The organism is Salinimicrobium sp. WS361 (assembly GCF_050750585.1).
Lineage (GTDB): Bacteria > Bacteroidota > Bacteroidia > Flavobacteriales > Flavobacteriaceae > Salinimicrobium.
In genome coordinates, this window is the sequence record NZ_JBOJLM010000007.1 from 158,857 (window position 1) to 183,173 (window position 24,317).

Here is a 24,317-nt window from a genome sequence, read left to right on the forward strand (position 1 = left end):
AAATGTCATTTTTGAATGGTAAAATCCAGTTTTTTCAAACCTTCCTGTATTTCGGGAGCTTGCATAAAAAGATCCCAAATCAATCCAGACCGGTAATTCTCGATCATGACCACCTGCGGCCCCTGGTCTATTGCAAGGTAATAAGGTGCCACCCAGTCTTCTCCTTGAAGGCTGTAGGCATCATAAAAGCCTGCCGGCCCCCACAACAACTCATGTTGATCTTCATAAAAATACCTCATGGCATTTAAAGATTTCTCTGGGTTGTAAGGGAGTGAACTAATAGCCGCAGTGGGCGAAACCACGCCACGGTCATCATCGGGAGAGTGTGCAGAATATCCTATACCGTCGTCTTCATTTCTCGTGTAGCTGGCGGTAAGGCCCCAGGAATTTTCACTGTATGTTTCAAAATCTTTCGGATTATCCAGGGCATATTCATAATTGATGAGGCTATGATTTACATTTACATCCCAGTAGTTGGCGTACCTGTCGCTTAAGCCCTTCGGATTTAATCCGAGGTAAGAATAATGCGCCCAGAAAAGTGGTCCGCCTCTACTTCCTGAAGTGTTGTGCTTCAGAATAAGCGGTAGGCCGTAAGCTTCTTCATCAGTAACAATGTCACCACCCCTGGCCCAGCCTTCGTGATAAGCTGCAGGCGCTATAGCGTGATCTGGTGACGCCGCCGCCATGATATAAGTGATCAAACATTCGTTATAACCTTCTATCATAAAATCCATTTCCCATTCATACACAGGAGACCAGTGCCAGAAGATCCCATCCTGATTGTTGGTGTACCAGTTCCATTCAATGCCTTTCCAGAGAGCGTCGTACTTTTGGGCGACCGCCTGTTCTGCTTCTGTCCCGTTCTTGAGATACTCTCTCACAACGATAAACCCTTGTGCGAGAAAGGAAGTTTCCACTATATCTCCGCCATTATCTTTTTTTCCGAAGGCCTGGGTGTCGCCAGTTTCACCGTTGATCCAATGAGGCCATGCGCCATGGAACCTCGGAGTTTTATCAAGAAAATCGGCAATCTTGTTCAGTCGGGCAACGGCAGAATCCCGCGGTATGAAATTCCTTTCCATTCCTGCCACTATGGCCATGAGCCCAAAGCCTGAGCCGCCGGTAGTCACCACATGCGAGTCATTGCGCGGGTAATTGCCATCGGGATGAAAGCGCTCTCGGGCCATGCCGCTGTTGGGTTCGGCATAATCCCAGAAATATTTAAGGGTTTGCTTTTGCACGGTATCCAAAAGTGCCTCTTTTGACAGACTTTTTTGCTGAGATTTATCAGCTGGAAGCTCCTGCTCCTTTGTTTGGCCTTCTTTGCAGCCAACACTTAAAAGTAGTAGTAAAATAGCCAGTAAAGAATATTGTTTCAGCATTTAATTGTTTTTGTAATTTAATGTGATCTAGTAGGTAAATCCGAGTTTATCCAAGCCCGCCTGAATTTCTTCATTCGCCATAAAAAGCCTCCACGGAAGCCCGGTGCGGTAATTCTCGATCATGGCTACTATAGGCCCCTGATCTATGGCCAGGTACCCGTTAGAAAACCAGTTGTGTTCTTCAGAAAAGGCATCATAAAAGCCATATTCCCCCCAGAGTTCATCATTCAAATCTTCATAAAAATGCCTCAGGGCTGCCATAGATTTTTCCGGAGTATAGGGAAAAGCAGATAAAGCCGCGGTTGGCGTAATGACTCCTAAATCGTTGGTAGGGCTGTGCGCTGCATAACCCTCATGACTATCGGAAGCCGTTAAGCCCCAGGAATTTTCGCCATAACCTTCAAAGTTCTTCGGGTTGCGGACAGCGTATTCATAATTGATAAGCGTATGAGTGGTATTTTGCTGCCAGTAATTGGCGTATTGATCTTCAAGGTTACGAGGGTCTAATCCTATAAAGGAATAGTGACTGAAAAATAACGGTCCGCCGTAAGAAGGTCCCAACGGCAGGTTCATGCCGTAATGGTTCCTGTTGGTAACGATTTCACCATTTGAAGCCCAGCCGTTGGTATAAACGTCCTTGGAAATTGGATGCGTAGGTGACGACGCTGCCAGCACGTAAACAATTAGAGATTCGTTCCAGCCTTTAATGGGGAGGCCAATCTCAAATTTACTAGAAGGCGACCAGTGCCAGTAAAGCACATTCTGCCCGTTGGTGTACCAATCCCATTCTACATTCTCCCATAAAGTAGTGATTCGCTCATCAATTTCGGCATCGTCAAAATATTCACGGTTGATCAACAGGCCCTGAATCAAAAATGCCGTTTCTACAAGATCGCCGCCGTTATCTAAGTTGCTAAAGGGTCTTGTTTCAGCAGTATTTCCCATATACCAGTGAGAAAATGCTCCATGATAAGTAGGGACTTCTTCCAAAAAGGACAGGATCCTGTCTAGCCTATTCAAAGCTTCAGCTTCACTTATCCAGCCGCGTTCTACCGCTGTGGGAAATGAAGCCAGGCCAAAACCTGTGCCCCCGGTTGTGACTATATGCGGGGCATCGCCGCCGTAGGCATCATCCTGAGACCTTTCGCGGGCCATGCCGCTATTGGGTTCAGCAAAATCCCAGAAATAATTGAAAGTGCGTTCCTGCACCAGGTTGAGCAATTCTTCATCGGTCAATTGTGGCACCGGTTCTTCGCCGTTACCAGGATCAGGAATGTAGGGTTCCTGATATCCCGGTCCCGAATCATCTGAACATGCAAGGAAAAGCACGACAATATTCAGCAGGGAAAAGTATTTTAGAAGACTTTTCATTAAGTAGGAGTTTGTGAAAATTTTGAAAAACACTCCTCAAAAATGGCATTTTTGAGGAGTGTCAGAGCTTATGATCAATTATTCATATCGGCTTCAATTTCCTCTTCTGTTAGCGCAACCCGGTAAAAACGCAAGTCGTCTATCGCACTTTGATCGGAAAGGTGATTCCATTCCACAAAACGCGGAGCACCAGACATTACGGAAACAAGATCGGCACCTGTCCAGTCAACCCCTCCGGTAACAGGAGCTTCGGTTGCCAGGTTTCCATTGATGTAGATCCTGCTTTTGTTTTCGGTAATTACAAAACCTATATGCACCCATTCCCCGGCCGCCGGATCTATCAATCCGCCGTCATTCCAGCTATTCCCGTTTCCGGTTCCAACACTTGCTTTTATTCGCTGACTGTCGCCAGATGCTTCCCTAAATAACTGGAAGCCTTTGGTGAGGTTATTTTTATTGGCCCCTTCAGGATTTACAGCACTAATAGAAATAATACCGGCACGGTCTGGACTTGGGTTAACTTTATACCAAAAAGTAGCACTAAATTCTTCGCTTAACAGGTTTTGAGAAGGGAAGGTTAAATAAGCTCCATCGGCTCCTTTTAAAGCTTCACTTCCTTCTTTAGCATCTTGTGTAAACTGAGGAGATCCTACCACATTAATGCTTCGGCCGGAAACCTGTTCGTTATAATTTCCGTCGAAAGGCAGGTAAAGGGAAATATCTTCGGAAGGAGGGTTCACCATTAAGCTCACTTCTTCCGCAGTTAATGCCGCATCAAAGATCCTTAACTCATCGATAAGGCTTGGATCTGAATTATGACCCCAATCACTGAAGTTGAGTCCGGAGCCTATCACAAGATTTTCAACACCTGTCCAATCTATAGCAACATTATTAATCGTAGTTGCTCTTACCAGAACGCCATTAAAATAAATTGCTGTTCCTGTTGGAGAAACCGTAACAGTAATGTGCGTCCATTCGGGTTCTACTGTAGAAATAGTACCACCGTCATTCCAGATCTCACTCTCACCGGCACCTACATTTAACTTAATAACCTGAGCATCGGCGCCAGCAGATTCTCTAAATAACCTGAAGCCCTGATTTTTATCACTGTCATCGGTCGCTGTTAGAATTCCGGCTCTATCTGCGCTTGGATCGATCTTGTACCAGAAAGCAAGAGTGAATTCATCTTCAAGCTCTGCAAGAGGTATAGTTAGATAAGAATCTGCAGCACCCTTGTAAGAGCCTGTTCCCTCTTTGGCCTCATCTGAAAATCCTGGGTTTCCAACCTGGGTTGCGTCTTCCAGTTCTATAAGCTCCATGAAACTTTTATCAAAAGCCATGTAGAAAATCTCGTTCTCATACATAGCAATATATGGAGGTTCTTTGCTGAAAGTTGTGGTTTGCACAGTCTCTTTACCTTCCATATCTGTAGCCCTGACGGTAACGGTATGCTCACCCATGGAAAGACCTTCAAAAGTTACCTTTTTAAGCGCTATACGGTAATCGGTGAACTCGGTAAAGGTTTCTACCACTTCCCCATCAACAAGAACCACGATCTCCTGAATCTCGATGTCATCTTCGACAGCAAGATCTATAGTAATATTAGAAAGCTCTGAAGCTTCTTTGATAACCGTTCCCTGCTGGGGATATTTTATATTGACCTGGGGAGCTCCTTCATCCTGCCCGGGCTCTACCCTTGTGATAGGATCAATTCCTTCACGCTCACAACCTGCCAGGATAAACAAGAAGGCAAGAAAGCCGAAAATTCTGATATTTAAATTTTTCATTTTTACTTGTTTAAAGTTGATAATACTTTATTAAGTGCCGTATTAGTATCTACGTTAGTAGCTTCTAAAGGTAAGGCATCAACCTGTGCCTGTGGGTAAGGCAGGTACTCATCGCCGGCAGTGAATGTTCTGCCATCATAGCTTAGTTCATTGTATTTGTCAAGACGAATCATATCGTAATACCTGGTGCCCCATTCCATGGCGAGTTCGGCAAATTTTTCATCTAGAACCTGTTCTGTAGTAACCCCTGAAAGTGGCGGCATGTCTGCACGCTCTCTTACAATGTTTACTGCCTCATCTGCCGGTATTGCGGTAGCACTGGCACCTCTTGTCACAGCTTCGGCATACATGAGCAGGATTTCGGCATATCTTATCACGATAAAGTTTTTACCGGCACCGTATTCATTACGCCCATCGGTAAGTTGTACAGAGGGTAAATAATGTTTCCCACTGGAAAAATTTGCTCTTACGAAGTTGTTGATCACATCATCGGAAGGAGTCACATTACTAACAAATGACGGGATGGTATAACCTTCTGCCTGAAGTTCTGCAATCCCTTCGGGAGTAAATAACACGCTTGTTTCCAGACGTACCGTTTCATTCCTGTCAATCATAAAGGCAATAAACTTGTTGCTGGGCTCATAGAATCCCCATCCTGCCTCGGCGTTATTTCTCGCAGGTTCCCAGTTTTGTGGACCAAACGGCGCATAGAGATGGTAAAAAGCCTCTCCCGACTCAGATCCATAATCTGAATATTGAAATTCCAATATGCTCTCATTGCTTAATTCTCCCGGCTTTTTAAACAGCTCGTAAAAGTTAGGGTAAAGAGAGAACAAACCTGAATTTATAATAGCACCTGTAGCATCGGCCACGCCCTGGTAATTTTGAAGCTCTTGCTGTGCCAGGGCTTTCATCGCGTATGCAGTGTAACGGGTAACTCCTCCCTGAAGGTCTGTACGTTGATTTGGTCTTGAATCGGGAAGAAGCGGTATCACTTCATCCATTTCATTTGATATAAACTGCATCACCTCTTCTTTGGTAGAAACACCCTGCTCTAATTCGGCTTCAGGTTGATTTGAAGTAATGATGAAAACATCTTCCCAGGTCCTGGCAAGATTGAAATGAAGCCATGCTCTTATCACTTTTATTTCAGCAATGTACTGCTCGCCACGGGCAAAATCTGCTTCATTGGCGTATTCCATAAAAGTTTCTATCTGCAAGATTGCAGTATTCATGTTGATGATATCGTTGTAATGGGAATTCCATACCTGATTGTACATCCAAAAATCCTTGTTGTAGTTGTAAAGGTCGGTCTCGGTGTAAAGTGGCTGGTCTCCAAGCCCACCGGAATTCACATCATCACCACGCACTCCCAATAGCAAAGGCTCTTCCCAGCCAAGGCTACTTATTTCGTAATAGGCCCCTATTAAAGGATCTACCATTTGGCTTGCATCGGTATAATCAATGTCTCCTGTATTAAGCTGGCCTTCCTGGGTATCCAGTTTATCAGAACAGGAACTTAATCCCAGCGCCAAAACCAGCACAGAAAGACGTATAAAGATATTTTTTGAGGTTTTCATTTCGTCTGTCAATTAAAATTTAACATTTATTCCTACTGTGTAGATTGATGGTACGGGATAAGTTTGTCTATCCACACCATCGGGCACTTCGGGAGTAAATCCGTTGTAGTCAAAGAAAGAGAAAGGTCTTTCAGCAGTAACGTACACCCGCGTCCATGGCAAATTATCCTGCTCTACAGTATAGCCCAACTGGATGGTCTGGATCCTGAAGAAATCTCCGTCTTCAACCCAAAAATCACTTAATTTCTGGTTCCATGCTTTGCGCATTCCGGCAGAGGAAGGGTAGATATTACTTGTACCTTCACCATGCCACCTGTTGATGGCAAGATCGGCATCCATGTTTGTATCATTGGTGAAAATAATCTCCCCTCTTCTCCTGTTAAGGATTTTATTCCCGGCCTGGCCATAAAAGCTCATGGAAAAATCTAAAGCTTTGTAGTTCATTGCAATATTTCCTCCGTAAGTGAAATCGGGCAGGAATGATCCTAATACTACCCTGTCTTCATCGGTAATCATGCCGTCGTTGTTTTGATCTCTGTATATAAGATCTCCGGGAACAAGGTTATTACTTACTGCAATAGGATCTGCATCGATTTGCGCCTGATTTTGATAAACCCCCACTCTTTCATAGCCATAGAACCCAAAAAGAGGACCACCTTCAATAGTTCTTTGACGGAATTCTGCCGAGCCGGAATCTATGTACCCTCTATCGTCTTCAATTTGGGTAGCTTCATTCTTCAGTGTGGTGAAGTTTGCACCTATAGAAAATTCAAAATCTTCTCCTATGTTTCCGAAGTAGTTAGCGCTAAGTTCAAGACCCTGATTTCTAATCACACCAGAATTCCTGTCAATACTCGCATCTACAATAGGAATATATACAGGTAAAATAGCATTCTCTGTATCTCTGATGTAGTAGTCTGCCGTAAGAGAAAGCCTATTATCCAGAACCTTAAGATCGACTCCAAAGTTAAGTTCTTCTATGACCTCCCAGGTATTATTGGAAAATACACTTGTAGAAACTATCCCTGTGCGCGGGTCATCACCAAAAGGCACAGACACCACATCAATAGTATTAGAACCTGCACTGGCAGCAACATTATCATTACCCAGTTTACCCCAGGCAGCCCTGAATTTCAAAAAGTCAACAACTCCTACATCTTCCATAAAAGATTCTTCGGAAAGTACCCATCCTAGACCAACTGAAGGGAAATAACCCCATGGATCAAGTGTAAATTTTGAAGAACCATCGGCCCGGAAGGTTCCGTAGAACAAATACCTGTCCATGAAACTGTAGGAAACCCTTCCAAAATAGGACATTCCGTAATATCTTTTTCCTATTTCTTTCACGTTATTATTGAAAGACTCGGGATCGGCAAAATCTAAGTACCAGCTCGACTCCAGGCCTATACCCCTGATTCTTTCTCCGGTTACTTCAAGCTCATTTACAGCTTCATCTCTAAAGGAAGTACCCACCATGGCAGTAAACCTGTGGTCTCCAATCTGGTCTTTATAAGTTAGCACGTTGTCCCAGTATTGATTGGAGAAAGTATTGTTTTCCCTCTTAATTGAAGACTGTACTTCATAGTTGTTACCAAGGGAATATGGCATATTCACATAACGCTCTTCTAAAGCAGAAAAGTTATGACTGTAAGTAGTTTTTATGTCCAGCTTATCTTCAATGATCTCATACTGAAAATCCATAGTAGCTAGCAACTTCCTGATCTTTACGCGATCTTCATTAAAATCCATAATAGGAAGCGGGTTCTGAGTATTCCTGTAACCCAAAAGCTGAGCATTGGAATACCTCACCGGTGAAGCTGCAGTATTAAGAGGATCAAGAACCGGAAGTATAGGCACTGCAAAATACGCATTGAACCAGGCAGCATTATCGGGCTGGAACTGGGTGGCGTTACTAAAGACCATGTTAACACTCGTCTTGAACCTGTCGGTAATATCCACATCCATTTTAGAACGAATATTAAATCGCTCATAATCATTCTTCATGTCCAGAATTCCCTCCTGGGCAAAATAGTTAGTTCCCAACGAGTAAGTTACATTATCACCCCCTCCAGAAATTCCTATACTGTGGCTTTGAATGAAACCATCCCTTAGTATTTCGTCATACCAATCGGTATTCACATCGGGAACGTTAGGATTGATCCTACTCCGTCCATAACGTTGCATGGCATTGAGAATAAACTGGGCATCGGCCTGAGATCCCGACTCATAAGCCATAGTTGTGAATTGCTCGGTATTAGCCATTTTTACAACATCCTGAGCTCTCTGCACCCCGGTATAGCCGTCATATTCAATTTGAGGTTTCTGATTTATTCTACCCGATTTGGTTTCTATAATAATAACCCCGTTAGCAGCTCTTACCCCGTAAATTGCGGAAGAGGATGCATCTTTTAAAACATTGATCGACTTAATATCTTTTGTACTTAGAAAGTCTATGTTGTTATAGAGCGCACCATCAACAACGTACAGTACATTGGTACCACTTGTATAAGTTCCAAGTCCTCTCACCCTTACATTAGGGGAATTACCGGGAGATCCAACAGAAGTGATTTGCACCCCTGCCACTTTTCCCTGTAATGACTGCATGACGTTTGAAGTTGGCGTCTTTTCTATTTCTTCAGACTCAATAGTAACAATAGACCCGGTAAGATCGGCTTTTCTCTGGGTACCATAACCAACTACCACTACCTCGTCAAGGGCAGCAGCGTCTTCCTCTAAAGTAATCTGGTAGTCATTAGCTCCAATTACTGGTAACTCCTGAGGCTTAAATCCCAGGAAAGTAACTCTGAAGGTATCACCTTCAACCACTCCTTCGAGAGCAAAATTTCCGTCGAAGTCGGTAATGTCAAAAATATTCTTCCCAATCACCTTCACCTCCGCACCCGGTAAAGGCATACCATCGGCCCCAACAATGGTTCCCGAAATAGTTTTTGGTTGTTGAGCAAAGCCCATTCCGCAGAACAGGAGCGCCACAAATGTGAGTAATAATCTAATTTTCATAGGGTAAACCGTTTACAAAATTTGACATGAAAGTACATTAGAACCCCGCTACCCGAAAACGTTATAGTACACAAATGCTACATCAAAGCCAACTACTCATAAAGGCACTGTTTTTAAGCAGCTTACGAGCCTCATGAAGTAATATTTAAATCAAAAATTTATAGGCTGATGTAGTAATGATGTAGTGATTTTAAGGCTTTTTATAGGGTCTTAACCTTCTAAAAGTTGGCAATTAACCAGTTCGTGAGGTTTTCTGAAGTATCTACATTTATTTTCTTTCTCAGCCTGTACCTGTGTACTTCAACTCCTCTCACACTTATACCCATTAACGGTGCGATTTCCTTTGAAGTAAGATTCATCTTGAGGTAGGCACAAAGTTTAAGATCTCTATTACTTAGGTTTGGGAATTTGCTGAGTAGATCTCTAAAGAAATCTTCATGCAGCTCATTAAAATTAGTTTCAAAGACTTTCCACTCATCATCATTCTGAACAGCATTATTAATTTTATTCATAATGTGCTTGAGCCTGTACTGATTTGAAAATTTTGCTTTGTCTTTATTCAATTCCCCCTGTATCTGCATAAGAACTTCATTCTTCTTTGCAGCAATCACGGTAGAATTTGCCAGCTCTTTGCGCTTCATGTTTATTTCATTGATGAGCTGCTCCTTTTCAAGCTTATTCATTCTCTCTTCATGCTCCTTTTGATACTTGACCTTGAGTATCTTTCTATGTTGCTGAAGTTTCAGCTTATTTATGTAGTAGATGAGCACAACCAGCATCAACAAAGACAGGAGGTAGAGCACCTTCATGTAATCTTTTAAATACCATGGAGGATCTACCACAAACCTGAAAGCACTAAATACCGAAGCTTTCTGCTGAGATCCCACGGCTGTTAACCTGAGCTCATACTGGTCGTATGGTAAATTCTGAAACTGAATCTTTCCTTCCTGCACTTCACCTCGCACGGCAGCCGTATTATTACCCACGAGTTCGTATTCCATTCCCACAGCATCCGAAACCGGTAAACCGGTAAGAATGGTCACCTCCCTTGCCTGCTTCGAAGGAATATGAGGGACAACATTAAGGTTATAGTAATTAGTCCCGTCATGTAGCTTCTGCACTACCGGTGTACTCAAAAATTCCCGGGACCTAAAATCCTTTAACTCATTAAGATCAAGCCTGGCAAAACCGTCATGAAGGGTAATGTAGTAAATGGAATCGTTCAGCTTTATGAGCCGCTCATTTTTCTTTACGGTACGCTTGTTTAACATCCCTGCCGTTACCAGGATCTTATCATCTTTAAAATTAGTGACGGTTAAAAGATTCTTTTCGGAATCCATGAACCAGAAATACTTGCCATCCTGTCCTAAAAGCCTTTTGCCTTCATATTCTTGCCATTCAGATAATAATTCGAGGTTTTGCGTAAAAGGATTATAGTGGTACCACTCTCCACCAGTAAAAGCAACAATTTGCCCATTCACCCTGTACAGTTCAGCTTCCTGCTTCCCTGCTCCGGTTGAGGTGCTTATTTTCTTTACTGAAGTAATACTGTCGCCTTCACTAGTTAGCCCTACCCTGTAGATACCTTCATAAGAATCTGTCACCCACAGGGTAGAAGTATTCTCTAGCAGCATCTGCTTTACAGGAAAGTCTATTCCCTTAAGGCGCTGCACTTCGCCGGTAGTTTCATTAAAAAGATCTATACCCGTATAACTACCTATCAGAAATCTTTTGTTACCATTCTTTAAGATTTGGAAACTTCCTGTACGCCTGTCGATAGGCACAAAACGGTCATTTACAATTTTAAAAGTTCCGTTGTTATGGTTACTGTACATCACCCCGTCGTGAACCGCAAGATTCCAGGAATGACCTTCGGCCCCCTCCAATAATTCGATCTTCTCATCATTCATCCTGAAAACACCGGTATTACTGGCGAGATAAAGATCGTCCTCCTTAAAATTTAGATCATAGACAGAACCCAATTCTCCACTTTCATCGGTAAAGAACCTAAAAGGAGAATATATATCAACTACATCAATCCCATTATCAAGTCCCAACCAGATTTTACCTTTGTTCTGGGCAAGGGCAAGAACAGTGTTATTCTGGAGTCCGTTCCGCCTGTTATATGAGAAGATTTCACCGGTATCTTCATTAAACTGAATAATGCCATTTTTAAGTGTTCCAATTAGAATTTCAACCGGAGAAAGAGATAATACATGGTTGAGCTCATACTGCTGAAGTTCCTCCTGTAGTCCTGTATCAACATGCCTTCGTATATTCTCACCATCAAAAAGAAAGATATCGTCCTTTAAGCCAATCAACAAGTCATCCCCATGCACAATAAGTTCTCTAACAACCCCATCTTTTAGAACTTCCTGGTTGGGCAACGGCTCCATTTCACCGCTGTTATTTAAGTAAAAGAGCCCGGAATCACCTGTCGCCACCACAAGCCTGTCCTTATAGATCTCCATTTGATTGACATTCACTCTTTGCACAGGAGTGATTTTATCATCTTCGTAACGGTAAACTGCTCCAAAAGACCTGAAGTAAATAGCATCTTTATGTGCAATAATTTCCCAGAACTCCTCACTCTGCAGTTCATATTCGCCCAAAAGGGGAATAAGGGAAGTATAACACATATCACCCCTGGTATCTCGTTCCCAGTAACCGAATTCCCGGTAAGAACCTGTGTAGATCTTTCCTTTATGAGGAAGCACAGATCTTATAACCGAACGGTTCTCGAGATCAAATAATTCCCATCGCTGCCCGTCAAAAGATAACAGCCCCTGGTTGTTTGCGGCATAAATTACTCCACTTTCATCAAGTGCAATATCCCAATTCTGGCTGGCCGCCTTATAACTAAAGGAAGAATAGTTATGTATAGGTGGCGAAAGCTCCTGTGCTGTAGTAGATATAATTGATAAAATAATGATTATCAATACATTGAAGCAAAATATTTTCATAGCAAAAATATATTTGAGCAAGTAATGTGCAAGTACTTTTAAGGTGTAAAAGTACGATTTTTTCCCTTTCGGGATGCCAGACCAATCTCACTGGAAAAACGGAGATGCATTTCTACCTGAACAAAAAAGAATGATGGAAAAATTTAAAAAAGGTTTCAGAAAACCGGGATATTATTTTTTACGCTCAATAACGTAGTTTACCATAAGGATAAGAGAATCCTTATACGGAGAAGGAGGATATTCTTCTAGCATATTCAATGCTTCTTGTTGAAATGCCTGCATTTTTGAAACGGCGTATTCAAGACCTCCCTTTTCTTTTACAAAGTCAATTACTTCTCTTACCCGCTTCCCATCCTTATTATGGTTTTTCACCGAGTTGATGACCCAGGCTTTTTCTTTTGCCGAAATCTTATTTAAGACATGTATCAACGGCAGCGTCATTTTTTGCTCCTTAATGTCAATCCCTGTCGGTTTGCCTATACGTTCATTGCCGTAATCAAACAGGTCATCTTTTATCTGAAAAGCCATTCCTATAAGTTCTCCAAAATGCCTCATTCTTTCTACCTCTTTAGAATCGGGTTGAACAGAGGCAGCTCCAAGGCTACAACAGGCCGCAATTAAGGTGGCTGTCTTTTGCCGGATGATTTCATAGTAAATCTCTTCAGTGATATCGAGGCGGCGGGCTTTTTCTATTTGTAGCAGTTCCCCTTCGCTCATTTCCCTTACAGCAACCGAGATGATCTTTAAAAGATCAAAATCATTGTTATCTATAGACAGTAAAAGACCTTTTGAAAGCAGATAATCTCCCACCAGAACAGCAATTTTATTCTTCCAAAGTGCATTGATGGAAAAAAAGCCACGACGGCGGTTGGAATCGTCTACTACATCGTCGTGAACAAGAGTAGCGGTATGGATCAATTCAATTACCGAAGCCCCCCTGTAGGTGCGTTCGTTCACCTTTCCATCTGCAACCATTTTGGCCACGAGAAAAACGAACATAGGGCGCATTTGTTTGCCCTTTCGGTTTACAATAAAGTGCGTGATCCGGTTTAGCAATGCCACTTTTGAAGACATCGCCTGAGTGAACTTCTTTTCAAAAAGTTCCATCTCTTTCTCTACCGGCAGCTTTATTTTAGAAATTACCTTCATTAGGGCTGCTAAGATAGTTAAAAGAATAATTTTTCAGCACCTTCCAAAAAAGCTCTTTTTGGATCTCTAGACAGTAACTTCTTTAGATTTGTTGGCAAGTTGACCACAGGCCGCATCTATATCCTTTCCGCGGGAACGGCGCACGGTACAGGTGATGCCACTTCTCTCCAGTTGATCCACATACATATTGGTGGTTTCTGAAGGAGCCTGTTTAAAAGTCTCATCTCCAATATCGTTATATTCTATAAGGTTGACCTTACATGGAACGTACCTGCAGAATCTAACCAGGGCATCCACATCTTTTTTACGGTCATTGATCCCTTTCCATACCACATATTCGTAGGTGATACGGCTTCCGGTCTTTGCATACCAGTATTCCAGAGCCTCCCTAAGATCATCAAGTGGGAAGGTGGCATTAAATGGCATAATAGAAGTTCTCACTTCGTCGATGGCGGAATGAAGAGAAACTGCAAGTTTAAATTTCACTTCCTCATCGGCCATTCTTTTTATCATTTTTGGCACCCCTGAAGTAGAAACGGTAATACGTTTTGGTGACATCCCCAATCCTTCGGGAGAAGTGATCATTTCAATGGCCTTTAGTACGTTGTTATAGTTCATGAGCGGTTCTCCCATGCCCATGAAAACAATATTCGAGAGGGGCCTATCAAAATACAGCCTGCTCTCATTGTCTATTGCCATTACCTGATCATAAATTTCGTCAGGGTTCAGGTTGCGCATGCGCTTCAGCTTTGCCGTAGCACAGAATTTGCAGTCCAGGCTACAGCCTACCTGCGAAGAAACACAAGCAGTAGTTCTTGAGGGGGTAGGGATCAACACAGATTCTACCGTGAGATCATCATGTAATTTTACAGCGTTTTTGATTGTTCCGTCACTGCTTCGCTGCATCTGGTCTACCCGAATATGGTTGATGACGAAGTTTTCATTCAGCATTTGACGCGTATCCTTGGAGATATTGGTCATATCTTCAAAAGAATGGGCTCCTTTGCCCCAAAGCCACTCATAAACCTGAGTTCCGCGGAAGGATTTATCTCCCTGGGAAACAAAGAATTGCTGAAGTTGTTCTTTGGTCAATGCCCGTATGTCTTTCTTCTTTTCTTTCACGCTGCAAAAATACTAAAGTAAATGGGATTTATAATACCTTTCAAAAATGTCATTTTTGAGGATCAATAAGTTAGCCACAATTTAATTCTGTTAAATGAAAAACCTCACAGGTTTTAAAAACCTGTGAGGTTTGGTTATATTTCTTTAGAAGCAACTGCCCCCTGTATACTGAGCACTGAACACTCTAAACTAGAGGATCAACATAGCGTCTCCGTAAGTGTAAAACTTGTACTTTTCTTTCACAGCTTCAGCATAGGCCTTTTTCATAAAATCATGCCCTGCAAAAGCAGAAACCATCATCAATAAAGTAGACTTTGGCGTATGGAAGTTGGTGATCATACAGTTAGCAATGCTAAAGTCATAAGGAGGAAAAATAAATTTATTTGTCCAGCCCTGGAATTCATTTAGGGTTCTGTTTGAAGAAACCGAACTTTCCAAAGAACGCATTACCGTAGTTCCTACCGCACAAACTTTGCGTTTTTCCTGGATCGCTTTGTTAATGGTGTTCACTGCAGGCCCTTCAATATAAGCTTCTTCGCTGTCCATTTTGTGCTTGGAAAGATCTTCCACCTCAACCGGACTAAAAGTTCCTAAACCAACGTGCAATGTAACTTCAGCGAAATCAATTCCCTTGATCTCCAGTCTTTTTAGCAGGTGCTTTGAAAAGTGAAGACCGGCAGTAGGAGCAGCAACAGCACCTTCAGATTTTGCGTAGATAGTTTGATATCTATCTTTATCTTCGGGCTGTACTTCTCTTTTAATGTATTTTGGAAGCGGCGTTTCCCCCAGTTCTGTCAGTTTATTTCTGAATTCCTCGTAAGAACCGTCGTAAAGAAAACGTAGGGTTCTTCCGCGAGAAGTTGTATTATCAATAACTTCGGCTACAAGACTTTCGTCCTCACCAAAATATAGTTTATTACCAATCCTAATCTTCCTGGCAGGATCTACCAGCACGTCCCATAGACGGGTTTCTGCATTTAATTCTCTCAACAAAAACACTTCAATGCGGGCACCGGTCTTCTCTTTATTACCAAAAAGACGGGCAGGAAAAACCTTGGTGTTGTTTAACACCATTACGTCTTGCGGCTCAAAATAATCGATAAGATCCTTAAATTGTTTATGCTCAATTGTTTGATCTTTCCTGTTCAAAACCATTAATCTGGCTTCATCCCTGTTCTCGGCAGGATATTCTGCAAGCAATTCGGGTGGAAGGTCAAAATTGAAGTGCGATAATTTCATTCCCATATAAGATAGATTTTAAGAAGCTGCAAATATACAACCTCGGGATAGGGGTTGTCAAGTAAATGGCGGTTTATTTAAGAAATCTGTTAATTGACGCGGCCCCACGTCCAGACCTTTTAAGAATTTTCTACTCTTTAGCTGATTCTTTTACGGAAAACTTTAGCTGCTGAAGATTCTCCCAGTACTCCGGAAAGGACTTACTCACCACCCCGGCATCATTAATAACAATCGGAATTTTTAACGCCAGTGGCGCGAATGCGAGCGCCATACGATGGTCATTATATGTGTCTATCGCAATATTGGGTTTTATCTCTTCGGAAGCTGAAAGCCGTAAAGTATCTTCTGAAATCTCAACCTGCCCTCCCAGTTTTTCAAGTTCGTTCTTCAATGCCTGAAGCCTGTCAGTTTCTTTGATCCTAAGGGTATGAAGGCCGGTGAGCTGAGCTCCAATTCCGAGGCCAAAGCAAGTAACGGCCACAGTTTGCGCAAGATCTGGACTGTTGGCTAAATCTAATTGAAGAATTTCAGGCAGCTCAACTTCAGTCTTCTCCAGCTTTAACTCACCTTCCAAAAATGTCGTTTTGACGCCTAATTTTTGGTAGATATCTGCCGTACTTCGATCTCCCTGCAGACTGTTCTCGCGGTAGGAAGTAAGATTAATTTCAGAAGAATCTGAAAGCGCAGCCATGCTGTAAAAATAGGAAGCCGAACTCCAGTCAGATTCCACTACGATTTGTTTTTGAGGTATTTGGGAAATGGGCTCAATAAAAATTTCATTGTTCTCAAAGAAACCGTTGATCCCGCACTGCTTCAGGAGTTGCAGGGTCATTTTAATATACGGTACAGAGGTTATTTTCCCTTCAAGAGAGATTTTCAAACCTTTAGGCAGGGATGGTGCTATCAGCATTAAAGCTGAAATATACTGGCTGCTGATATTGGCCTGTACTTTCACCTCATTCTCCAGGAGTTTTTTCCCTTTAATCCTCAAAGGAGGAAAGCCCTCATTTTTTTCATAAGTAATTTCTGCTCCCAATCCCCGAAGGGCATCTACCAGTATCGCTATAGGCCGTTCCTGCATGCGCTGGCTTCCCGTAAGCAGAACTTCCCTTCCTTCTTTGGAAACAAAGTATGCTGTTAAAAATCGCATCGCAGTGCCTGCATGGTGAATATCAATTACCTCATCTTTAGTCCTCAGCGCTTTTTGAAGTACTTTGGTATCGTCACTATTAGATAAGTTTTCAATTTCAAGGTTAGGATATAGTGCCTGGAGGATCAATAACCTGTTCGATTCACTTTTGGAACCGGTAACAGCAATCTTTCCCGAAAGTTCGCGGTTTTGTGTAGATAGGTGCAGATGCATAATTTACTCTCTTTTAAAATTTTTACGCCTGCTCGTCATGTACATTGCGTATACCAGACTTATTACAGCCTTTATCAGGAAATATTCTAACCATTTTCCATTGGAGAATTCATCCTGATAAATAGCTGCGAAATCTCCCGCCATAATCTGTCTAAAGTGAGAGATAATAAGAGAAAGCCCTACAAAAATCACAAAGAAGATTGTGCCTAGTTGTAATACCTTTACCCAGTAATCGGGATTTTTTATGTCTTGTAAAATGCGCATTTACTGTAGTTTTTCGTTGTTCTTGTGACGGTCCTTATCTCGTTGGGTCTTTAGATCAAGCTTTTTATCAAAAGCCTCCTGTAAATTGATCCCGGTTTGGTTTGCCAGGCAAAGCACTACAAAAACCACATCGGCCAGTTCTTCTCCCAGGTCTTTTGCCTTATCACTCTCCTTTTCACTCTGCTCTCCATATCTACGGGCTATGATACGCGCAACTTCCCCCACTTCTTCGGTAAGTTGGGCCATGTTTGTAAGCTCGTTAAAGTACCTTACTCCATGATCCTTTATCCAGGCATCTACAGCTTCCTGTGAATTTTCGATGTTCATGATGCTATTTTAACTTTTATTCTTTGAATCAATTATTATAGTTACCGGCCCGTCGTTAAGAAGGCTCACTTTCATATCGGCTCCAAATTTTCCGGTTCCAATCTTCTTTCCCAGCTCTTTTTCAAAAGCAGACACAAATTCTTCATAGAGCGGAATAGCCACATCGGGTTTGGCAGCTTTAATATAGCTGGGCCTGTTTCCCTTTTTAGTGCTGGCGTGAAGCGTAAACTGGCTCACCACAATTGCGTCGCCATTTACGTCAAGTAACGAATCATTCATTACATCATTAGCATCATTGAAAATGCGCATGCTCACTATCTTCTTACACAACCAGGCAATATCCTGACTGTCATCTTCATCCTCTATTCCTATAAGGATCAATAAACCTTTGCCAATTTCGGCATTTTTGACACCCTCAATAGTTACAGATGCTTCAGAAACTCTTTGAATTACAGTTCTCATTCAGGTTGGTGATTGTCGAAGCGGTAGTTTTGTTCGTCTTCGCCTTTTAAAATTTGTAGATAACTTTTATAACGGGACCATGGGATCTCTCCGGCTTCCAAGGCATCTTTTACGGCACATTTTGGTTCCTCAAGGTGGAGGCAGTTGTAAAATTTACATTCTGGCTTAAGGGCTAAGAACTCCGGAAAATAATCTCCCAACTCCTCTTTTTCGATGTCTACCACGCCAAAGCCTTTTATCCCGGGAGTATCAATGATACGAGCCCCGAAATCGAGATCGAACATTTCAGCAAAGGTGGTGGTATGTTGCCCCTGCCGGTGCTGTTCAGAAATTTGGGTAGTTTTTAGATCGAGCTTTGGTTCAATGACATTGATCAAAGTAGATTTCCCAGTGCCGCTGTGGCCCGAGATCATACTTGTTTTACCCTTCATGAGCTCTTTTACCTGCTCTACATTTTTTCCCGTTTTGGCCGAAATTCCTATACACTCATAGCCAATTTGCCTATACATGGCCGCCAGGTATTTCACCTCATCAAGTTCTTCGGGTTTATAAGTATCAATCTTGTTGAACAACAAAATTGCTTTGATGTGATAAGCTTCTGCAGTGACCAGAAAGCGATCTATAAAAGTGGTGAAAGTGGGCGGATTGTTTAGTGTGACCAGCAGGAAAGCCTGATCAATATTAGAGGCGATTATATGGGTCTGCTTGGAAAGGTTGACAGATTTACGAATAATGTAATTCTCCCTCTCCTCAATCCCGGTAATCACACCGTTCTGCTCTTCTTCAGATTTTTCTTCCAGTTTGAATTCCACCCGGTCTCCCACCGCAACAGGATTAGTACTCTTGATACCTTTGATCCTGAATTTTCCTTTGATACGACATTGAAAAAACCGGCCGTCATCGGCTTTCACCTGGTACCAGCTTCCGGTAGATTTGTAAACAGTTCCTTTCATTTAGTGCTTTTCAAAAATGACTCCTCCAAAAATTTTCTTCTGAATAACTATCCAAAAATGGCATTTTTGGAGGAGATTTTTTGCCACAACAAATTAACAAGAAAAAATTAGATTAGAATTTTAAACCAGGAACTAAGTAATAATTTAGCCCGGCAAAATCTATTGTTTCATGATCTTTTCCTGGTGATTAATAGATTCCTGATGCACTGCTTTAAACAAACGCAACACGAATTCTTCACTTAGACCGTGCTGTTCGCCTTCAAGAACCATTTTTCCAAGGATCTCATTCCACCTTTTGGTTTGAAGGACAGAAACGTTCTGAGATTTTTTCACCCTTCCAATTTCGTCAGAAACTCTCATCCTTTTGGAAAGCAACTCTATCAATTGATTATCGGCCACATCAATTTGCGCCCTCAGGTTATTTAATTTATTCTGAAAATCTTCACTTTCAGAAACTTCTTTCCGAATTTTAAGATCTTTCATGATTTGCACCAAAGTGGCAGGTGTTATTTGCTGCTTGGCGTCACTCCATGCGTTATCGGGATCAAAATGTGTTTCCACCATTAATCCGTCATAATTTAAGTCCAGTGCAGTTTGAGAAAGATCGAAAATAATGTCTCTTCTCCCCGCAATATGCGATGGATCCAGGATTAGCGGCAAATCTGGAAATTTATTCTGAAGCTCAATAGCTATTTGCCACTCAGGATTGTTCCTGTATTTTGTCTTTTCATAGGCCGAAAATCCGCGGTGAATCACGCCCAGGTTTTTAATGTCACAGGAATAGAACCTTTCAACCGCTCCCAGCCACAGAGATAAATCGGGGTTTACCGGGTTTTTCACCAGCACCACCTTATCTGTTCCCTTGAGCGCATCGGCAATATCCTGAACAATAAAAGGGGATACTGTAGTCCTGGCACCAATCCACAGAATATCGATGTCATGCTCCAGGGCAAGATCTACGTGGTGCGGACTCGCAACTTCGGTAGTGGTAAGCATGCCCGTTTCCTGCTTTGCTTTTTGCAGCCATTTGAGCCCAAGAGCTCCAACGCCTTCAAAATTCCCGGGACGGGTTCTTGGTTTCCAAATTCCCGCTCTTAATACGGTAGCATCTGTGTCTTTTAGCTGGTGCGCAATTTTAAGCACCTGTTCTTCGGTTTCGGCACTGCATGGTCCGGCGATTACGAGAGGATGGTCCAATCCAAAGTTGTCCAACCAGGTTCTGAGTTCTTTCTTGTTTTCCATTGTATGATTAGTTTATTCCGTTCAAAATTGTTTTTATGTGGTTTGTTCTTTCCATGTCCAGAAAAACCTCCTGAAAATCGTCATTTTCAAGCAGTTCTTTGAATTTCGAAAGATTGCTGATATATTCTTCTAGGGTCTCCAGGATGTTCTCCTTATTTTGCTGAAAAATTGGCGTCCACATCGCAGGAGAACTTTTTGCCAGACGCACCGTGGAGGCAAATCCACTGCCTGCCAGGTCAAAAATGTCTTTTTCGTTCTGCTCTTTCTGAAGCACTGTTTTCCCCAGCATGAAGGAGCTTATGTGAGAGAGATGAGAAACATAGGCGATATGCCGGTCATGGGATTTTGGATCCATGTACCTGATGCGCATTTCCAGCTTCTGAAATATCTCCAGCGCCCTTTCCTGAAGTTTAAAAGCTGTTTTTTCGACCTCACAAATGATGTTAGTCTTATTGAGGAAAAGATTATCTATAGCGGCTTCGGGACCCGAAAATTCTGTTCCGGCAATGGGATGGGCTGCAAGAAAATTCCGCCGGTTAGGGTGAGAAGCTATAGCCTCACACAAACCTGATTTTGTGGAACCCGCATCAAAAACCAGCGTATTTGGCCCCACTTTATCCAAAACTTCAACAGCTACTTTCCTGGCCACATCAACCGGCACAGCAATGATCACAACATCTACTTCCTGCACTACTTCCAGCCCGGCCGGGCGATCAATGAGCTTAAGCTGTTTTGCCTTTAGCAGGTGCTCCTCTTTGGAGTCACTTCCCGAGATCTCCAAATCTGGAAAAGCTTTCCTTAATCCCAGCGCAAATGAGCCACCAATTAAACCTAAACCTATAATATGGATCTTCATGCCGTTAATCTTTTACAGGCCTTAATGATATTTTCTTCTGAAGCACATAAAGAAAACCGGATATATCCTTCTCCCTGACTCCCAAAAATGAATCCGGGGGCGGCAAAAATGTGATACTGTTTTAGCAGATGTTCTACAAACTCTTCCGAAGTACTGCCTTTAGGCACACGGCACCACAAAAACATCCCGGTCTGGTCTTCAGAAAAACTGCATTGCAGGGCTGTAGCGAGCTTCAGGATTTCTTCTTTCCGCCGCATGTAGACCTTGTTCTGCTCTCTAAACCATTCCTGCGGAAGTCTTAAAGCCATTGCTGCCCCAGCCTGCAGCGGAAAGAACATTCCACTGTCCATATTGGTCTTTACTTTAAGCACGGAATTTATATTCTTTTCACTGCCGCAAAGCATACCAATTCTCCAGCCAGACATATTAAAGCTTTTACTAAGGGAATTGAGTTCCATTATTCCTTTCAAATCACTGGAGTATTTCAGGATACTCTCCGGCTCCTCGTTGAGGATAAAGCTGTATGGATTATCATTTACAATCAGGATGCTGTGCTTTTTTCCGAAGGCAATTAACTTCTCAAAAAGGTCCTTTTTTGCAATCGCCCCAGTTGGCATGTTGGGGTAATTCACCCACATGAGCTTTACTTTACTCAGGTCTCTTTTTTCAAGCTGGGCAAAATTGGGCAACCATCCAGTTTCTTCACTTAGGTCGTACAAAACAGTACTCGCTCCTACCAGCCTGCTCACGGCAGCATAAGTTGGATAGCCGGGATTTGGCACCAGCACCTCATCTCCTTCATTTAAAAATGCCATGGAAATATGGGTGATGCCTTCCTTACTTCCCATTAAAGGCAGGATCTCAGTTTCAGTATTTAGATTTACCCCATAAAAATTCTGATAGAATTCTCCTATAGCTTTTCTGAAGTCGTTTGTCCCACGATACGGCTGATATTGATGTGCAACGGGGTTGAGAAGGGCCTGGTGCAATGCCGTCATCACCTGTGGCGGTGGCGGCAGGTCCGGGCTTCCCACTCCTAGATTAATAATAGGTTGTCCCGAATCCTGGAGCATCCTAATCTCCTTCAGTTTGGTTGAAAAGTAGTATTCTTCAACATGGTCTAATCTACTGGCCTGTGCGATCATAATAAGCCGTTTTTATATATTCCTAAAACTTTTAATTCTTCAGTTAATTCTGAAAGTATGCTCAGCACTTTTTTCAATTCTTCCTCATCCTGAAACAGTACATCAATAAAAAAAGCATATTTCCAAGGGACGTCTATCACCGGCACACTCTGGATTTTGGTCATATCAAGATCAAAATCCCGTAGGATGTTGAGTACACTTACCAGGCTGCCCCTTTTATTCTCAAGAACAAATTTCAGGGACGCCTTGTTTGCACCGGTCACTACAGGGGCTGCATTCTTTGAGGAAAGTACAAGAAAACGGGTGGAGTTACTCTTCATAGTCTGGATTCCTTCTCCAAGAATCTCCAGGTCAAAAAGCTCTGCCGCCGCCTTGCTGGCAACAGCCGCAACTCCTTTGAGATTTTGTTCCCTAATTCTTTTTGCTACATCTGCAGTATCTGTATCTTCAATGAGTTCCATATGGGGATGATCTTTGAAGAAGGTTTGGCATTGCAGTAAAGCCATTGGGTGAGAACAGACTTTTTTAATATCTGAAATCTTTTGACCCGGCAGGACCATGAGGTTCATGAAGATTGGAATGTAATGCTCGCCTTTTATCTGAAGATTATTATCATCGATAAGAGCGTAATTGGGGAGAATGGTTCCGGCCGTAGAATTTTCAATGGCCATGACAGCACTTATTGACCGATTGGTCAACAAACTGTCAACCACTTCTCTAAACGACTGGCACTCGTCTACCGGCACTTCCTTTCCAAAATATTCCCTGGCGACCTGGTGATGAAAAGATCCTTTTATTCCCTGTATGGCTATTTTTTCCTGCATATATTTTTACGGCAAAAAAAAATCCCGATGCTTACATCGGGATTTCAGTTATAATATTGGTTAATTATACGGCACTCCCGATCTTATCTCTGAAATAGAAATAAAAGTAATACCAGGCGTTCCAGATAAATAAATTGTTCATTTTTCTCTTTATGAAAAGCTAATGTAGCATATATTTTCAAAAAAGAATGGTTTTTTCTGAAAAAATCACGAGAACGATTTCGTTAATTTTAACAACATTTGAATTCTTCTTATAAATTTTCTGCCTTATAAAAAAGATGATTTACTTTTGAAAAAAAGCTGTTATGTCAATACTGGTAAACAAGGTCTCTAAATATTACGGAGAACAAAAAGCACTTGATGAAGTTTCCTTTTCCATCCAAAAAGGGGAAATTGTGGGCTTCTTAGGGCCAAACGGTGCAGGAAAGTCTACACTCATGAAGATCCTTACCGGTTATTTACAGCCATCATCGGGCGAAGCTACCGTAAATGGATATCTGCTTGCTCAAGACATGCTGCAGGCCCAGAGAAGCACGGGATACTTACCCGAGCACAATTCCCTTTATACGGAAATGTACGTGCGTGAATATCTCGAATTTAACGCCCTCATATATAAGGCACCAAAAAGCCGTATTGAAGAGGTGATTATTCAGACCGGACTTTTACCTGAAGCCAACAAAAAGATCGAGCAGCTTTCAAAAGGTTACCGGCAGCGGGTGGGTCTTGCAAATGCACTTTTGCACGACCCTGAAGTTTTGATCCTTGACGAACCCACCACAGGACTCGACCCGAATCAGTTAGTAGAGATCCGCGAGCTGATCAAAAAGACCGGAAAGGAAAAAACCATCTTTCTCTCCACCCACATCATGCGTGAAGTAGAAGCCCTTTGTGAGCGCGTGATCATTATTAACCACGGAAAAATTGTAGCCGATAAAAGATTGGAGGAGCTGCGCGATGAGCAGGTACAGATCATTGAAGTGGAGTTCGATTACCGCATTGAAGAAGTCGCCCTACAGCGCCTGCCACACCTCATGGACCTCAGGAACACCGGCGGATTCGTATATGAACTTTACTTCGATACCGAAAAAGACATGCGTCCCACCGTTTTCGATTTTGCCCATGATAACGGATTGAAAACCCTGCAGCTCAACCGGAAGAACAAGAACCTGGAGCATTTGTTTTCTGAGTTGACGCTGAAGAAGTAGTTTTTTTGATACCTGACCTGCAAGGTTTTCAAAACCTTGTAGGTCTTTTTTTTGCGATATAAACC

Annotated in this window: 19 protein-coding genes; 1 reads left to right on the forward strand and 18 read right to left on the reverse strand. The window is 42.4% G+C overall.

Annotation, left to right across the window (positions count from 1 at the left end):
- Positions 1 to 5: 5 nt before the first annotated feature.
- From ACQ93I_RS09335 to ACQ93I_RS09420, 18 genes are all read right to left on the reverse strand, one after another.
- The gene (locus ACQ93I_RS09335; protein WP_431698264.1) at positions 6 to 1,382 is read right to left on the reverse strand and encodes a glucoamylase family protein; all 1,377 of its coding nucleotides are present in this window, start codon (positions 1,380 to 1,382) and stop codon (positions 6 to 8) included.
- Between the two features lie 27 nt (positions 1,383 to 1,409).
- Positions 1,410 to 2,753: a glucoamylase family protein gene (locus tag ACQ93I_RS09340; protein WP_431698265.1), complete on the reverse strand. Its 1,344-nt coding sequence runs from the start codon at positions 2,751 to 2,753 to the stop codon at positions 1,410 to 1,412.
- A gap of 74 nt (positions 2,754 to 2,827) precedes the next feature.
- Positions 2,828 to 4,540: a LamG-like jellyroll fold domain-containing protein gene (locus ACQ93I_RS09345; protein ID WP_431698266.1), complete on the reverse strand. Its 1,713-nt coding sequence runs from the start codon at positions 4,538 to 4,540 to the stop codon at positions 2,828 to 2,830.
- 2 nt (positions 4,541 to 4,542) lie between these two features.
- Positions 4,543 to 6,120, reverse strand: coding sequence for a RagB/SusD family nutrient uptake outer membrane protein (locus ACQ93I_RS09350; RefSeq protein ID WP_431698267.1), 1,578 nt, complete (start codon positions 6,118 to 6,120; stop codon positions 4,543 to 4,545).
- Positions 6,121 to 6,132: 12 nt separating this feature from the next.
- Complete coding sequence (locus ACQ93I_RS09355; RefSeq protein WP_431698268.1) at positions 6,133 to 9,138, reverse strand: SusC/RagA family TonB-linked outer membrane protein; 3,006 nt, start codon at positions 9,136 to 9,138, stop codon at positions 6,133 to 6,135.
- A gap of 218 nt (positions 9,139 to 9,356) precedes the next feature.
- Positions 9,357 to 12,101: a LuxR C-terminal-related transcriptional regulator gene (locus ACQ93I_RS09360; protein ID WP_431698269.1), complete on the reverse strand. Its 2,745-nt coding sequence runs from the start codon at positions 12,099 to 12,101 to the stop codon at positions 9,357 to 9,359.
- A 171-nt stretch (positions 12,102 to 12,272) separates the two neighbouring features.
- Positions 12,273 to 13,250, reverse strand: coding sequence for a polyprenyl synthetase family protein (locus ACQ93I_RS09365; RefSeq protein WP_431698270.1), 978 nt, complete (start codon positions 13,248 to 13,250; stop codon positions 12,273 to 12,275).
- A 66-nt stretch (positions 13,251 to 13,316) separates the two neighbouring features.
- Positions 13,317 to 14,372 carry a 23S rRNA (adenine(2503)-C(2))-methyltransferase RlmN gene (gene rlmN, locus ACQ93I_RS09370; protein WP_431698271.1) on the reverse strand — a complete coding sequence of 352 codons (1,056 nt, stop codon included), beginning with the start codon at positions 14,370 to 14,372 and terminating at the stop codon, positions 13,317 to 13,319.
- A gap of 189 nt (positions 14,373 to 14,561) precedes the next feature.
- Complete coding sequence (queA, locus tag ACQ93I_RS09375; RefSeq protein WP_431698331.1) at positions 14,562 to 15,611, reverse strand: tRNA preQ1(34) S-adenosylmethionine ribosyltransferase-isomerase QueA; 1,050 nt, start codon at positions 15,609 to 15,611, stop codon at positions 14,562 to 14,564.
- 130 nt (positions 15,612 to 15,741) lie between these two features.
- On the reverse strand, positions 15,742 to 16,974 hold the full coding sequence (locus ACQ93I_RS09380; RefSeq protein WP_431698272.1) for a 3-phosphoshikimate 1-carboxyvinyltransferase: 1,233 nt from the start codon (positions 16,972 to 16,974) through the stop codon (positions 15,742 to 15,744).
- Between the two features lie 3 nt (positions 16,975 to 16,977).
- Positions 16,978 to 17,238: a hypothetical protein gene (locus ACQ93I_RS09385; protein WP_431698273.1), complete on the reverse strand. Its 261-nt coding sequence runs from the start codon at positions 17,236 to 17,238 to the stop codon at positions 16,978 to 16,980.
- A complete protein-coding gene (locus tag ACQ93I_RS09390) occupies positions 17,239 to 17,565 on the reverse strand; it encodes a nucleotide pyrophosphohydrolase (protein WP_431698274.1) in 327 nt (108 codons plus the stop codon).
- 9 nt (positions 17,566 to 17,574) lie between these two features.
- On the reverse strand, positions 17,575 to 18,027 hold the full coding sequence (gene dtd, locus ACQ93I_RS09395; RefSeq protein ID WP_431698275.1) for a D-aminoacyl-tRNA deacylase: 453 nt from the start codon (positions 18,025 to 18,027) through the stop codon (positions 17,575 to 17,577).
- Positions 18,024 to 18,980: a ribosome small subunit-dependent GTPase A gene (gene rsgA / locus ACQ93I_RS09400; RefSeq protein WP_431698276.1), complete on the reverse strand. Its 957-nt coding sequence runs from the start codon at positions 18,978 to 18,980 to the stop codon at positions 18,024 to 18,026. The genes dtd and rsgA overlap by 4 nt, the downstream gene beginning before the upstream one ends.
- A gap of 159 nt (positions 18,981 to 19,139) precedes the next feature.
- Complete coding sequence (locus ACQ93I_RS09405; RefSeq protein WP_431698277.1) at positions 19,140 to 20,222, reverse strand: chorismate mutase; 1,083 nt, start codon at positions 20,220 to 20,222, stop codon at positions 19,140 to 19,142.
- A gap of 7 nt (positions 20,223 to 20,229) precedes the next feature.
- Positions 20,230 to 21,078, reverse strand: a complete 849-nt coding sequence (locus ACQ93I_RS09410; RefSeq protein WP_431698278.1) for a prephenate dehydrogenase — start codon at positions 21,076 to 21,078, stop codon at positions 20,230 to 20,232.
- Entirely contained in the window at positions 21,075 to 22,223 is a 1,149-nt protein-coding gene (locus tag ACQ93I_RS09415; RefSeq protein ID WP_431698279.1) for a pyridoxal phosphate-dependent aminotransferase, read from the reverse strand. The genes ACQ93I_RS09410 and ACQ93I_RS09415 overlap by 4 nt, the downstream gene beginning before the upstream one ends.
- Positions 22,220 to 23,047, reverse strand: coding sequence for a prephenate dehydratase (locus ACQ93I_RS09420; protein ID WP_431698280.1), 828 nt, complete (start codon positions 23,045 to 23,047; stop codon positions 22,220 to 22,222). Before ACQ93I_RS09420 ends, ACQ93I_RS09415 begins: the two co-directional genes overlap by 4 nt.
- 305 nt (positions 23,048 to 23,352) lie before the next feature.
- Between ACQ93I_RS09420 and gldA the strand changes: the two genes are divergently transcribed.
- Positions 23,353 to 24,252 (forward strand): gliding motility-associated ABC transporter ATP-binding subunit GldA, encoded by a 900-nt coding sequence (gldA, locus tag ACQ93I_RS09425; protein WP_431698281.1) that lies wholly within the window; start codon positions 23,353 to 23,355, stop codon positions 24,250 to 24,252.
- Positions 24,253 to 24,317 lie beyond the last annotated feature (65 nt).